General features: G+C 67.4%; 14 protein-coding genes. 10 read left to right on the plus strand and 4 right to left on the minus strand.

From position 1 onward, the window contains the following. Positions 1-289: 289 nt before the first annotated feature. The gene (locus AWC06_RS23385; RefSeq protein ID WP_211281918.1) at positions 290-433 is read right to left on the minus strand and encodes a hypothetical protein; all 144 of its coding nucleotides are present in this window, start codon (positions 431-433) and stop codon (positions 290-292) included. Here AWC06_RS23385 and AWC06_RS23555 point away from each other — a divergent pair. After that, a complete protein-coding gene (locus AWC06_RS23555; RefSeq protein WP_227371104.1) occupies positions 366-614 on the plus strand; it encodes a CDGP domain-containing protein in 249 nt (82 codons plus the stop codon). The two genes, AWC06_RS23385 and AWC06_RS23555, sit on opposite strands and share 68 nt — an antisense overlap. On the opposite strand, the gene AWC06_RS23560 is transcribed toward AWC06_RS23555, so the two are convergent. Next, positions 525-1,310 (minus strand): hypothetical protein, encoded by a 786-nt coding sequence (locus AWC06_RS23560; RefSeq protein WP_227371101.1) that lies wholly within the window; start codon positions 1,308-1,310, stop codon positions 525-527. The genes AWC06_RS23555 and AWC06_RS23560 overlap by 90 nt on opposite strands. Positions 1,311-1,442: 132 nt before the next feature. On the opposite strand from AWC06_RS23560, the gene AWC06_RS06165 reads away from it, so the two are divergent. Genes AWC06_RS06165 through AWC06_RS06205 form a run of 9 tightly spaced genes read left to right on the plus strand, consistent with a single transcriptional unit; the run spans position 1,443 to position 9,388 of the window. Then, a complete protein-coding gene (locus AWC06_RS06165; RefSeq protein ID WP_085195450.1) occupies positions 1,443-2,018 on the plus strand; it encodes a CGNR zinc finger domain-containing protein in 576 nt (191 codons plus the stop codon). A gap of 28 nt (positions 2,019-2,046) precedes the next feature. Then, on the plus strand, positions 2,047-4,365 hold the full coding sequence (gene lon / locus AWC06_RS06170; RefSeq protein ID WP_085195452.1) for an endopeptidase La: 2,319 nt from the start codon (positions 2,047-2,049) through the stop codon (positions 4,363-4,365). An 11-nt stretch (positions 4,366-4,376) separates the two neighbouring features. Then, positions 4,377-4,757: a nitroreductase family deazaflavin-dependent oxidoreductase gene (locus tag AWC06_RS06175; protein ID WP_085195454.1), complete on the plus strand. Its 381-nt coding sequence runs from the start codon at positions 4,377-4,379 to the stop codon at positions 4,755-4,757. Positions 4,758-4,766: 9 nt separating this feature from the next. After that, on the plus strand, positions 4,767-5,099 hold the full coding sequence (locus tag AWC06_RS06180) for a TfoX/Sxy family protein (protein WP_085195456.1): 333 nt from the start codon (positions 4,767-4,769) through the stop codon (positions 5,097-5,099). A gap of 41 nt (positions 5,100-5,140) precedes the next feature. Continuing rightward, positions 5,141-5,776: an endonuclease gene (locus tag AWC06_RS06185; protein WP_085195458.1), complete on the plus strand. Its 636-nt coding sequence runs from the start codon at positions 5,141-5,143 to the stop codon at positions 5,774-5,776. 7 nt (positions 5,777-5,783) lie between these two features. Continuing rightward, positions 5,784-6,509, plus strand: coding sequence for a DUF72 domain-containing protein (locus AWC06_RS06190; RefSeq protein ID WP_085195460.1), 726 nt, complete (start codon positions 5,784-5,786; stop codon positions 6,507-6,509). A gap of 23 nt (positions 6,510-6,532) precedes the next feature. After that, on the plus strand, positions 6,533-7,765 hold the full coding sequence (locus AWC06_RS06195) for an NAD(P)/FAD-dependent oxidoreductase (RefSeq protein ID WP_085195462.1): 1,233 nt from the start codon (positions 6,533-6,535) through the stop codon (positions 7,763-7,765). A 10-nt stretch (positions 7,766-7,775) separates the two neighbouring features. Further along, positions 7,776-8,519 carry an SDR family NAD(P)-dependent oxidoreductase gene (locus tag AWC06_RS06200; RefSeq protein ID WP_085195464.1) on the plus strand — a complete coding sequence of 248 codons (744 nt, stop codon included), beginning with the start codon at positions 7,776-7,778 and terminating at the stop codon, positions 8,517-8,519. A 2-nt stretch (positions 8,520-8,521) separates the two neighbouring features. Continuing rightward, complete coding sequence (locus AWC06_RS06205) at positions 8,522-9,388, plus strand: ABC transporter substrate-binding protein (RefSeq protein ID WP_085195466.1); 867 nt, start codon at positions 8,522-8,524, stop codon at positions 9,386-9,388. Position 9,389: 1 nt separating this feature from the next. Here AWC06_RS06205 and AWC06_RS06210 read toward each other — a convergent pair whose 3' ends face one another. Together AWC06_RS06210 and AWC06_RS06215 are read right to left on the minus strand one after the other, a co-directional pair. After that, positions 9,390-11,513, minus strand: coding sequence for an NAD-dependent epimerase/dehydratase family protein (locus tag AWC06_RS06210; RefSeq protein ID WP_085195468.1), 2,124 nt, complete (start codon positions 11,511-11,513; stop codon positions 9,390-9,392). 102 nt (positions 11,514-11,615) lie between these two features. Continuing rightward, positions 11,616-13,100: an acetyl-CoA acetyltransferase gene (locus AWC06_RS06215; RefSeq protein ID WP_085195470.1), complete on the minus strand. Its 1,485-nt coding sequence runs from the start codon at positions 13,098-13,100 to the stop codon at positions 11,616-11,618. Position 13,101 lies beyond the last annotated feature (1 nt).

Here is a 13,101-nt window from a genome sequence, read left to right on the forward strand (position 1 = left end):
GAGCGGAGTGCGATGATGCCCAAACGCCGTCGCACCCGCGCGCAAAACCGCGCCCACCGCATCGCCACCGAACGCCGACAAAACCACGACGCCCGCATGGCCCGACGGGCCGAATACATGATCTACTTCGGGCCGGCCCCACCCGACAGCGACGACGACCCCCCACCCTTCTGACTGCGGCCCAACGGTTTTACGCAGAGGCGACTGCGAATTCCTGACCCGATCACGCGGTCGCGCAGCGTGCTGGACACCAGCACGTCGTTCGCCCCTGCGAGCGCGCTGAAACCAGTTAGATAAGCGGTAGCGTCAGTTGGACGGGAGACACCATGAAGCGCTGCATCGTCGGAGGACTGGCTGGCCTGCTGATGGCCGCAGAGCTGATCGCCGTGGCGCCGCCGGCCAGCGCCGGCTGCCAGTACGGAGGGTCCGTCATCAGCAAATGCGATGGACCCATCCAGCCCGACGGCACCTGGCAACGTTGTGTGGCAGCGCCCCGCCTGGAGTATCGCGGCGCCAGCTCCTACCTAGTGCCGGAGAGGCGCTGCGACTTGATGGGTCCCGACCAGCACCCTGGGGACCTCGCCTTCGCCGACCCACCGACCCACATCGACTGAGCCGGGTGACGGGCTGGTCTCACCCGCCTCGTCCAGGCCAGCAAGACGACGCCACGAGCGAATCGCGTGCCGGGTCAACTCGGCCAGCCGGTTCGCCGTGGTGCCTCCGCCTGCGAGCGCGTGAACGTTCTGGGTGTGGGCGATCACCCGGTCAAGTGTCATCAGGTCGTTGTGCACGAACGAGGTCGACTCGTATGCGGCCTGGACAGCGCGCATTCCGGCACCTGTGAGGGTCATCGCCACCGCGCGGGCGGCGCGGGCAGCGGCGTCCCAGTCGGCGATGGATGGCACGTCGCCAGATGCGGCGGCCTCGTGCAACGCGGCGACATCGAGGATCGCTTTGTGCGCAGTGATTTTGGCGTATCGCAGCAGGCCCCATGTTGGAGTTGTCAACAGCTCGGCGATCCACGCGTGGACCACGGTCTCGCAAACATCGGCGGTTCCCACCGTCTGCCAAGCGAGGTCGAGCGCGAGCACGCTGTTGTCCGGTGACAGGTACCCGTCGGGCCCGGCCAGTAGGTCGTTGCACGACTGGACGAGCAGGCTCAGCGGGCGGGCCGAGCAGGTCGGAAAGTCGGTGACCTGCTCATCACCGTTGATGTAGGAAACCACGTTCATTGCGCAGCCTTTGCCGGAGCCCGGTTGGTGTGATCCTTTGGCCAACCTCAGCGGGTGCGTGATGCGGTAGAGGTCCATTTCGGTTGGCTCCTTTCACCGTTCATTTGCTAGATACAGCGGCTGGTTACTCACTAGGACGGTCCAGCTGCGTAACCGGTTCATATGGTTTCAGCTTGCGCTCGGCGATGAAACCGGTCAAGGTGGTTACCTGTGAGGTTCGTCTACGTGAGCGGGCGCCGCTGCCTCGACTTCGCCGCGACGGTGAGGCGCCGGGATTCCGCGCACGAAGAACTGCTGACCCACCCGCAACTGCTGTCGGATTGGGCAGTTCAAGCGGGGCTGCTGGACGCTGCCATCGATGTCACCGACGACGATTTAGCCGCCGCCCTCGCGCTGCGAGAGGCCATCTACCGGACCGTTATGGCCCGACTCGAAGACCGGCGGCCTGCATCCGCCCACGTCGACCTGCTCAACGAGCACGCATCCGGAGGCCGGCTCACACCGCGACTGCTGCGAAGCGGGTCTGTTCGCCGCGCGGGCACCGCATCGCAATTGCTTGCAAGCCTGGCCGCGGATGCGCTTGACCTGCTCGCCGGAGCCGACATCGAGAACGTCAAACGGTGTGCCGACCCGGGCTGCACACGCCTCTACGTGGATGCCTCACGAGCCAAGAACCGGCAGTGGTGCGGGATGAGCACCTGCGGCAACCGCGCCAAAGTCCAGGCGTTCCGGGCCCGTCAGCGCGGGTCCGCGCGACGGGAACAAACCGGCCATCACCAAGGTTGAGTGCACAAGACTTAACTTTGGAGGATTGATGGCTGAAGCCAAATCAGTGCCGGTGTTGTTTGTCAGCGACCCGATCGTGCTGCCCGGAATGGTGGTCCCGATCGCCCTTGACGACGCCGCCCGAACGGCGGTCGACGCCGCCCGGGCCAGCGCGTCTGGCCAGCTGCTGATCGCCCCACGGCTCGACGACCGCTACCCGTCCTACGGCGTGCTGGCGTCGATCCTGCAGGTCGGCCGCGTCGCCGGCGGCGGGGCCGCCGCGATCGTCCGCGGTGAGCGCCGGGCCCAGATCGGCGCGGGCACCAGCGGCAGCGGAGCCGCGCTCTGGGTGGAGGTGACGGAGGTCACCGAGCCCGAACCCACCGACCAGACTCGTGCGCTGGCGGCCGAATACAAGAAGCTGCTGCTGGCGATGTTGCAGCGACGCGAGGCGTGGCAGATCGTCGACGTCGTCAACCAGATCAGCGACCCGTCCGCGCTGGCCGACACATCCGGATATGCGTCGTATCTGACCGACGTACAGAAACGTCAGCTGCTGGAGACCGCCGATGTCGCCGAGCGGCTACGCGTGCTGATCGACTGGACCAGCGACCACCTCGCCGAGGTCGAGGTCAACGACAAGATCGCCGAGGATGTGCGGGAAGGCATGGAAAGGCAGCAGAAGGAGTTCCTGCTGCGTCAGCAGTTGGCGGCGATCCGCAAGGAGCTTGGCGAGGGCGAGCCCGAAGGCTCCGATGATTACCGGGCCCGCATCGAGGCCGCCGATCTACCCGAAAAGGTGCGCGAGGCCGCGCTGCGGGAGGTCGGCAAGCTGGAACGCGCCAGCGAGCAAAGCCCCGAAGGCGGCTGGATCCGGACCTGGCTGGACACCGTGCTCGACCTGCCGTGGAACGTCAAGACAGACGACTCCACCGACCTCAAAGCGGCGCGAGAAATCCTGGACGCCGACCACCACGGCCTGGAGGACGTCAAGGACCGCATCGTGGAGTACCTGGCCGTGCGGGCCCGCCGCGCGCAGCGCGGTCTGCAGGTCGTCGGCGGTCGCGGCTCCGGCGCGGTGATGGTGCTGGCCGGCCCGCCCGGCGTCGGCAAGACGTCGCTGGGCGAGAGCGTGGCGCGGGCACTGAGCCGCAAGTTCGTCCGGGTCGCGCTGGGCGGCGTGCGCGACGAGGCCGAGATCCGCGGGCATCGGCGCACTTATGTGGGCGCGTTGCCTGGCCGCATTGTGCGCGCGATCGGTGAGGCCGGGTCGATGAATCCGGTTGTGCTGCTTGACGAGATCGACAAGGTCGGCTCGGATTATCGCGGCGACCCTGCCGCCGCGCTGCTCGAGGTCTTGGACCCGGCGCAGAACCACACCTTCCGCGACCACTACCTCGACCTGGATCTGGATCTCTCCGATGTGATGTTCCTGGCTACCGCCAACGTCATCGAGAACATCCCGTCGGCGCTGTTGGACCGCATGGAGCTGGTGCAGATCGACGGCTACACCGAGGACGACAAGCTGGCCATCGCCCGCGACTTCCTGCTGCCGCGCCAGCGCGAGCGGGCCGGCCTGACTGCCGACGAAGTCACGGTGACGGACGCGGCGCTGCGCAAAATCGCCGCCGACTACACCCGCGAGCCCGGCGTGCGGCAGTTCGAGCGACTGCTGGCCAAGGCGATGCGCAAGGTCACCACCAAACTCGGCGATGCTGCGGGGCCGGTGACGATCGACGAACCCGACCTGGTCGGCTACCTCGGTCGGCCGCGGTTCACACCGGAATCGGCCGAGCGCACCGCTGTGCCCGGGGTGGCGACGGGGCTGGCCGTGACCGGCCTGGGCGGCGACGTGCTCTACATCGAGGCCAGTAGCAACGACGGTGAGCCCGGATTGCAGCTCACCGGACAGCTCGGCGACGTGATGAAGGAGTCCGCGCAGATCGCGCTGTCGTATGTGCGCTCACACGCATCGGAGCTCGGTGTCGACCCGACGGCCCTCAGCGGGCGCATCCATGTGCACGTGCCCGCCGGTGCCGTCCCCAAGGACGGCCCTTCGGCCGGCGTGACCATGGTGACCGCACTGGTGTCGATGGCCACCGGCCGCCAGGTCCGTGCCGATGTCGGGATGACTGGTGAGGTGACACTGAACGGCCGGGTGCTGCCGATCGGCGGCGTCAAGCAGAAGCTGCTGGCCGCCCAGCGGGCCGGGCTCTCAACGGTGTTCATCCCGGCGCGCAACGAGCCTGACCTGGACGACGTGCCCACCGAGGTGCTCGACGCGCTGGACGTCAAGCCGATGACCGACGTCGCCGAGATCGTCGCCCAGGCGCTGGAGCCCGTTGAGGTGGGTGTGGCGGCCGCGTAACGTTCGCGGGCGTGAACAACCTCAAGCGGCGCGTCGTCCACAATGTGCAGCGCCTCGTCGTCAACCCGGTTGGCCGAAAGCTGCCGCTGACGATGTTGGAAACCATCGGCCGCAAGTCGGGCCAGCCTCGGCGCACCGCGATCGGTGGCCGGGTGATCGACAACCAGTTCTGGATGGTCTCCGAGCACGGCGAGCGATCGCACTACGTGCTCAACATCAAGGCCAATCCGAAGGTGCGGGTGCGGGTTCACGGGCGGTGGCGCACCGGAACCGCCCACCTGATGCCCGACGACGACGCGAAAGCGCGCCTGCGTAGCCTGCCCGGACTCAACAGCGCCGCGGTCCGCCTGATGGGCAGCGACTTACTGACCATCCGGGTGGATCTCGACTAACGTCTGCGCATGGCGTATGACAGGGAGCTTGCCGAGCGGATCCGCGAGGCGTTGTCCGGCGTGCGGGGCGTCGAGGAAAAGCCGATGTTCGGCGGGCTCGCCTTCTTGATCAACGGCAACATGTCCGTGGCGGCCAGCGGTCAGGGCGGCCTGCTGGTGCGAGTCTCGCCGCAGGACTCAGACAAGCTGCTCGATCGCGCCCACGTCAGCCCGATGGTGATGCGGGGCCGCGAAGCCCGCGGCTGGCTGCGGGTGGACGCCGACGGGGTGAAAACCAAACGTCAGCTGCAGACCTGGGTGACCCGTGGGGCTGACTACGCCAGCAGCCTGCCGCCCAAATGACGGCGCGTTTGTGAGCTGGCCTCGCGGGTACGCCGTGCGTTATGGACGAGCAGGCGCAGCTGGTGCGACGGCTGCTGAAGGTCGCGGGCACCACATACGCGGCGGAGGCGGGAGTCCGCGTCAGCGATAAGCCGATGCCGCTTTTCCAGCTGCTGGTGCTGTGCATGTTGTCCAGCAAGCCGATTGACGCATCGATCGCCATGCGCGCGGGGCGTGAATTGTTCAAAGCGGGTTTGCGAACGCCGAAGGCGGTGCTGGCGTCGAACCGGCGCACCATGATCAGCGCGTTCGGTCGCGCCCACTATGTGCGCTACGACGAGAGCTCAGCCACCCGGCTCACCGACATCGCCGAGCGGGTGCGCGACGAGTACTCCGGTGATTTGCGCGAACTCGCACGACGCAGCGAACACAATGCACGGACGGCCGCCGGGATGCTCCAGCAGTTCAACGGAATCGGAGCCACCGGTGCCGACATCTTCCTGCGCGAAGTGCAAGACGTATGGACTTGGGCGAGGCCGTATTTCGACAAGCGGGCCACCGGCGCCGCCAAGCAGCTGGGTTTGCCCACCGATCCGGCGGAACTGGGTTCGCTGGCGCCGCGCTCCAACGCACGCCTGGCCGCAGCCCTGGTGCGGGCGTCACTGGATGCCGACGTGCGCCGGCAGGTGTCCGGTTGAGCCGCCGGTGAGCGTGCGGATCGGCACCTCCGGATGGTCTTATGACCATTGGGCCGACGTGCTCTACCCGCCCGGATTGGCGTCGTCGCGCCGATTGGCCCGCTACGTCGAAGTGTTCGACACGGTCGAATTGAACGCCAGTTTCTATCGCTGGCCCAAGGATTCGACGTTCGCCGGGTGGCGCCAGCAGCTGCCCGATGGATTCGCGATGTCGGTGAAGGCGCATCGCGGCCTCACCCACTACCGGCGGCTGACCGCGCCGGAGCCGTGGATTGAGCGATTCGAGCGCTGCTGGCAGCTGCTCGGTGATCGCCGCGGTGTGCTGCTGGTTCAGCTGCATCCCGAGCAACGCCGCGATGACGCGCGCCTCGATGGCTTTCTCGCCAGTGTGCCGGAGTCCATCAGGGTGGCCGTCGAACTGCGCCACCCGTCCTGGAACGACCCCGCGGTGTATGCCGTGCTGCACAGCCACCGTGCCGCCTACGTCGTGATGAGCGGTGCCGGGCTGCCTTGCATTCCGCGGGCAACCACCGATTTCGTGTATGCGCGGATGCATGGCCCGGACCCGGATTCGATGTACGCGGGCTCCTACTCGCCCGATGAGTTGAAAAGCTGGGCCGACCGGATCGCGGCCTGGGACGGCGAAGGCAGAGACGTCTGGTTGTACTTCAACAACGACCCGCACGGCCATGCCGTTCGCAACGCCCTCTTTTTGCGGGACCTTTTGGGTTGACCCGCGCCGAGTAGGCTGTCTGCATGGCCAAGTCGACTACTTTTGTCATCGTGGGCGGCGGGCTCGCCGGAGCCAAGGCGGCGGAAGCCTTGCGCGACAAAGACTTCGACGGGCAAGTCGTTCTCATCGCCGAAGAAGAGCATCTGCCCTACGAGCGGCCTCCGCTCTCGAAGGAATTCCTCGCCGGCAAAAAGTCGCTGAGCGAGTTCACCGTGCACGACTCCGCCTGGTACCAGGAGCACGATGTTGACCTGCGGCTTGGTGCCCTGGCGGTATCGGTGGATGCGGCTGCGCACACCGTCGGTCTCGCCGACGACAGCACCGTCGGATACGACAAGCTGCTACTGGCCACCGGGTCGCGCTCCCGGCGCTTGCCCATCCCGGGCGCCGATGCCGCCGGAGTTCTTTATCTACGGACATATGACGACGGCGAAGCGCTGAATTCCCAACTGGCGGAAGGCTCTTCGCTGGCCGTGGTGGGCGCCGGCTGGATCGGGCTGGAAGTGGCCGCCAGCGCCCGCCAGCGCGGTGTCAACGTCGCCGTCGTCGAGACCGCGAAGCTGCCGCTGATGGCCGCGCTCGGCGAAGAGGTCGGCACCGTATTCGCCAAGCTGCATCGTGACCATGGCGTCGACCTGCGGTTGGAGTCTGCGGTCGAGGAGATCTCGACCGCCGACGGCAAGGCCACGGGGCTGCGTCTGCGCGACGGGTCGACGATCGCCGCCGACGCCGTGCTGGTGGCTGTCGGCGCGCAACCCAACATCGAACTCGCCGAACAAGCCGGTCTGGCGATGGGCGATGGCGGGGTGCTGGTCGACGCAACGCTGCACACCAGCGATGCCGACATCTACGCGGTGGGTGACATCGCCGCCGCCGAACATCCGCTGTTCGGTACCAGAATCCGCACCGAACACTGGGCCAACGCGCTCAAACAGCCCGCCATTGCGGTCGCCGGCATGCTCGGTGAATCGACCGAATACGCCGAATTGCCTTACTTTTTCACCGACCAGTACGACCTCGGGATGGAGTATGCCGGCCACGCGCCGAGCTATGACCGGGTGGTGTTCCGCGGCGACGTCGACGGGCGTGAATTCGTCGCGTTCTGGCTCGACGCCGACAACCGGGTGCTGGCCGGAATGAACGTCAACATCTGGGATGTGCTCGACGACGTCAAGGAACTGATCCGGTCCAGGCGCCCGGTAGACCGCGATCGGTTGGCCGATCCACAGGCGCCGCTGGGCGAGCTGGTCGGCTAGGCCTGTGCCGATGTCCCGAGTTGCGCTGATCACCGGCGCCAGCCGCGGAATCGGCGCGGCCGCCGCCCGGGTTCTCGCCGGCCGCGGGTTTCGGGTGGTGGTCAACTACCGCGCCAGCGCCGCGGAGGCGCAGGAGGTGGTCGGCGCCATCACCGCAGCCGGGGGTGAAGCCGTCCCGATTCGGGCCGATGTCACCGCCGCCGATGATGTGTCGGCGATGTCGGATGAAATCGGGCAGCGGTGGGGCGGAGTGGACGTGCTGGTGCACAACGCGTTGATACCGTTTGCGGTCACATCCTTCGCAGAGCTCACCTGGGAACAGCTCGGCGGCAAGCTGGAACAAGAACTGCATGCTGCGTTCTTGGTGACGAAAGCCGTTGTGCCGAAGATGCTTTCCAGTGGCTACGGACGACTGATCTATCTCACCACCGGGCTGTCGCGGCGTCCGCGTGACGGGATGATCACCCTGGGCACTGCCAAGGCGGCGCTGGACCAGTTCGTCCGCTTCGTCGCGCTCGAGCTTGCGCCGCGCGGTATCACGGCCAACCTCGTCGCGCCGGCGACGGTCGATGAAACACGGGTGACCGAGCAGCTGACGCCCGAGCAGATGCGCGCACTCGGCGCGGCCGCACCGATGGGACGGCTCGTCACTCCCGACGAGGTGGCCAAGACCGTGGCGTTCTTGGCGAGTGACGATTCCGGTTTCACCACCGGGCATTACATTCCCGTCAACGGCGGGCTTGCAATGGACTGAACATGCACACGATCGATTTGGCCTATGTCGGGCGCGGCATCCACGAGGAACTGGTCGCCCACGTCGCCGAACAGGAAGGCTATTTCGACGACGAAGGTGTCCATGTGGCGCTGCGCGACGGAAGCGGTTGGGAGACGGAAAGGCTGCGAGGCGGTGCGTCGATCGGTATCGGCCGCGCGCTGGTGTCGCGGTTGACCGACGGGCTCGAGTGGCAGGCGCTGTGCGTCAACACGCATCGTCCGCTGTTTTGGTTCCTCGGCGGCGCAGACGTGCAATCCATGGCCGATCTGCGCGGTCGTCGGCTCGCCGTTCACGCGCCGCACACCGCCCCCGGATGCTTCGCGCGGATCGTGTTGCGCAAGCACGGTCTTGACCCCGACCATGATCTCGATTGCGTGATCCGGTCTCCGGGCGATTATCAGATGGATCTGCGGCGGCTTCGGGACGGCTCTGTAGACGCGGCATACGTCGGCAGCACGCTGGCACCCGAACAGGTCGCCGCGGAAGAGGGTTTCCACGTGCTGGCCTGGGTCGGGGATCACTTTCAGATCCCCGCGGTGGGAATCGCCGCCGACACGTCACGGCTCTCGATTGTCAGCCCGGCGCTTCAGGCGTTGGTGCGGGCCAACCGGCGCGCGCTGAAAGCGATCGCCGAACAGCCCGATCTGGCCGTCGATTACGTCGCCGCATTGCTCAATCGCCTGACCCGCGACGAGGCGCAGCAGCACTATGACCGCTACATCAAGCCGTATTTCAGTGCCGACGGCCGAGTGGACATCGACGTCGCCCAGAAAGCGATCGACACGGTCGCGGCCGAACTCGGTGTCGCCTCGACTTCGGCCGACAACGTCTACCAGCTGGCCCGCTGAATCAGTCGAGCGGGTGCCAGGTGTGGTCGAACACGTCGGGCAGGCGCAGGCCCTGTAGCCGCTCGCGTTCGGCGCGCCGGCGTTTGATCCGCAGGCGCGCATCGGCGGGCATGCTGAGCAGCTCGTCGCAAGTGAGGTAGTACACGTCATCGGCGGCATCGAGGAGCTCAGCCGCAGCCCGCCGAGACCCCAACTCGCGCAGAGTCATTCGCAGTTCATGCGTGAAACGCATGGTGGTGTCGTTGGCCAGCTCCCGAGATGCACGGGCGTTGATCGCCATGCGCTCAGCAAGGCCGTCCGCCGCCCCGTCCGGCGACCATCCCGGCTCCCCTGCGGACACGGTAGTAGCACGCGCGGCGGCGCCGAGCAGCATCGCCGGATTATCGTCGTACATCGGGTTGGCCAGCTCCCCTTCACCGGGCCCGCGGTGCGCGATCCGGGCCGCGGCCGCGTCGGCAGCCGCGGCGATGCCCGGAGACAGCCTGCGGATGCCGTCGACATCGCCGTCTCGTGCCAATGTGCACACCCGTGGATCACCGCGGAGCAGCACGGCCAGCGCCGCGGTCTCGACTGCGATGCGGCTGCTGTCCACCAGCGCGCCCAGCCCGGGCACGCCGGAAACGGCGGCACGTGTGCCGGTGCGCTCCAGCGTCGCCGCGGTGAAGCCGGTGTCGATCACCCAGAGCGCGGTGAGGCACCAGCCCTGGTGGATTCGGTCGCGCAGGAATCGTGTTCGCACCGCAAGGCCGGCGTCCGAGAGCGAGCTCAGTTGGGCGGCGCCGAGGTGCTCGGCGGTCGCGGCGGCGACGTAGGCCTGGGTGTCGTTCTTCAGGTGGCGCAACAATGCCAGTGCCCGCTTCAGCAACACGGCCTTGGCGGCGGACCCGAGCACCCCGCCGGGCAGCGGCGGCCCGCCGAGCGGTAAAAGGACGCGCGTGTGCAGGTCGCCCAGCGAATGTTGCACAAGGGTATCGACGTCCCAGCCGGGCAGCTGGCTCGCAGCGATCACGCTGGCCGAGATTCCGACATACGGGCGGTGACCGAACACGGCGATGGCCCGACTTCCCCACTCGGTGGCGACGACGTCGCCCAGCGCCATCACCTTGCTCATCACCCGGTTGGCAGTGCGCAGGCCGGCCAGCTGAACGTCGAGCGTCATCGGGGTCAACGGGCCCGGCAGCGTTTGCGCCAAGGTGGTCGCGCTGAAGACCGGGAACCGGGGGTCGATCCGGTCGTCGAACTCGCCTTCCAGGCCGTCGGGCGCGGCTGATTGCAACGGTCTGCCGTCGAACGGCGCGGCCCGCGGGGCGGCCTCCAGCGGAACCGGCAGATGGCCGGGCAGGTCGAAAGCGCCCTGGCGGTCAACCCGGCGACCGGCGAGTCCGCGCGCCGTATCGGCGACGGCGTCGGCTGCGCGCCAGCCGAATTCGAACTGCCAGTCCTCCTGCACCGCGGTGACGTCCATCGCGGGAATCAGTTGTGCCCAGGTCGGCAGCCGGGCAAGCCGGGGCCGCAGGTCGACGGATCGGAGCAGCTGGCGCGCGGTTACCACATGAGTGGTGTCCGGGGTCGCCAAGTCGAGCACCCCGGTGCGGTTGGTCGCCACCGCCAGCACCAGGAAGCGCGCCAGGTCGTCCAGATGCAGCAGCCGCAGGGGCGTGGCCGAATCCTTGGCGCGCAACAGGCTGGCGACGGTGCGGCAGACCATCCAGTCGAGCTGGCGACCCATCGGCGGCGCCATCCGGACGATCAAATTCGGCGCCCAACCGGTGGACACCAGCGCCTCGGCCTGGCGGTACAGCTCGGGCTGCCCGGCTGCCTGGGACAGGTAGATCAGCCGGGCGCCCGCACGGGCCGCCGCATGGGTGACTTGCACTACCCCGTCGATCCCGGTGCCGCCCGGCGCGGCGTGCTCGACTGGGGCCAGGTGAATCACCACGTCGGATTCGTCGGCCAGACGCTGCAGAATCGGGCCGCGAAGCGATGCGCAAACCAAGTCGACGTCGGGGTCCAGGTATGCGTGCGGGTGTCTGGCGATGCCGGTGACGGCGTGTCCAGCGGCGATCAGCTGTCGGGCCGCAGCCCGCCCTACCACTCCGGTGACGCCAGTTACCAGAATGTGCACGCCGGCTCACCTCCAACAGGTGCACTTTTGACAATAGGCGCGCGGCCAGCGTTGTCACGCGGCTTTTAACACTTACGTCAGAATTGGTTAAGTCCAACCGGGTTACGGTAGCGTCGCGGTGCCGTCGGCGCGGATGGCCACTTTGGCGCCGGCGATGTCGTCACGCACCGTCGCCTCCGCCGCCGCCGGATCGACTATCACCGCCAAGGTCCGACTCTCGTCAGGTGTGCGAACCGCGAGGAAAGCCTTCTCCGGCCGGCCGTCGCGGTCAAACGGCGTGGTCCAGGATTCGATGGTGCCGACACCTTCCCATTCCACTGCCGCACGCCTGGTGGGCTCTCGATCGACCGCGGATTGCACGTCTTCCCAACGGAATTCCGACGGTGGTGGCTCGGTGCCGTATACGCCCACGCTGTGTTTGGTCAGGTAGCCGCCGTTAGCGGTGATCAGGCCGCGCCGCCCCGGGTTGGCGGCCAGCAGCCCGGCCATCGTCGCGATCGAGTGGGTGACATAGTTGTTCCACGGGCCGCCGGCAAAGGTCAGCCCGCCGGTGACGGTCAGCGGCCGGGCCGGATCGTCAACCGACAGCCCCAGCTCGGCAGCCGCTACCTGCACTGCGGACGGAAAGCACGAGTACAGGTCGACGTAGTCCACGTCGTCGATGCCGATACCGGTCAGCTCCAGTGCGCGCGCACCGGCGATCCGGATGGCCGGCGACTGGTGCAGCTCGTCGCGTTCGCTGATCGCGTAGGTGTCGTGGGCATCGGTGCCCGCGTACGGGTAGATCCAGCGCTCGGTCGGGACCTGCAGCCGGTTGGCGGCCTCGACCGATGCCAGGATCAGTGCTGCGGACTGGTCGACCATGTTGTTGGAGTTCATCAGCTTGGTGTAGGGCCAGCTGATCATCCGGTTCGTCGGACCGTCCTGGCAGATCTCTTCGGCCGCAACGGGTTTGCGAATCCAAGCGTGGGGATTGCGTACTGCCACAGCGTTGAACCGTGCCCACAGCTCGCCGATGAACTTGCGGTGGTCCTCGATCGACTCCCCCGCGCTGATCCGCAATGCCTGCTCGAACAATGGATACACGTACGCGGGGCGATCCAGCCGGATGCGCTCCTCGGCCGGACCGGCCATCGGCACGTGGTCGTCACCGCCCGGGGCCACCGGGACCGACTCGTCCTGCCGGGTCCAGACGAGTTTTGCGCCCTTGGCCCGCAATTGCATTCGGCTGCGCCACATTTCCGCCCCGGCCAGCAGCACCACGTCCGAGCGGCCGCGCTGGATGTCCAGGCAGGCCTGGTTGACCAGCGACTGCGGCACGTTGCCGCCGACGCCGCTGTAACGAGTGGCCGGCCGGTCGGCGCCGATGCGCTGGCCAAGCAGCAGACCGGGGTCGCGGTAGCGCGCCGAGAAAATATTCACCACCCGGATGGCGTCGACCGCCTCGAGCACGCGCGGATCGGCGGCCCGGCGGGCCGCGGCGACCATCAAATCCACGGGTTCGACGGTGTTCACGTCATCCCAGTCGTCGCGCTGGTTGACCTGGCCGTAGCCGATCAGCACGGGTGTCCTGGGGTCGACGGGCATG

Source organism: Mycobacterium fragae, from assembly GCF_002102185.1.
GTDB lineage: Bacteria > Actinomycetota > Actinomycetes > Mycobacteriales > Mycobacteriaceae > Mycobacterium > Mycobacterium fragae.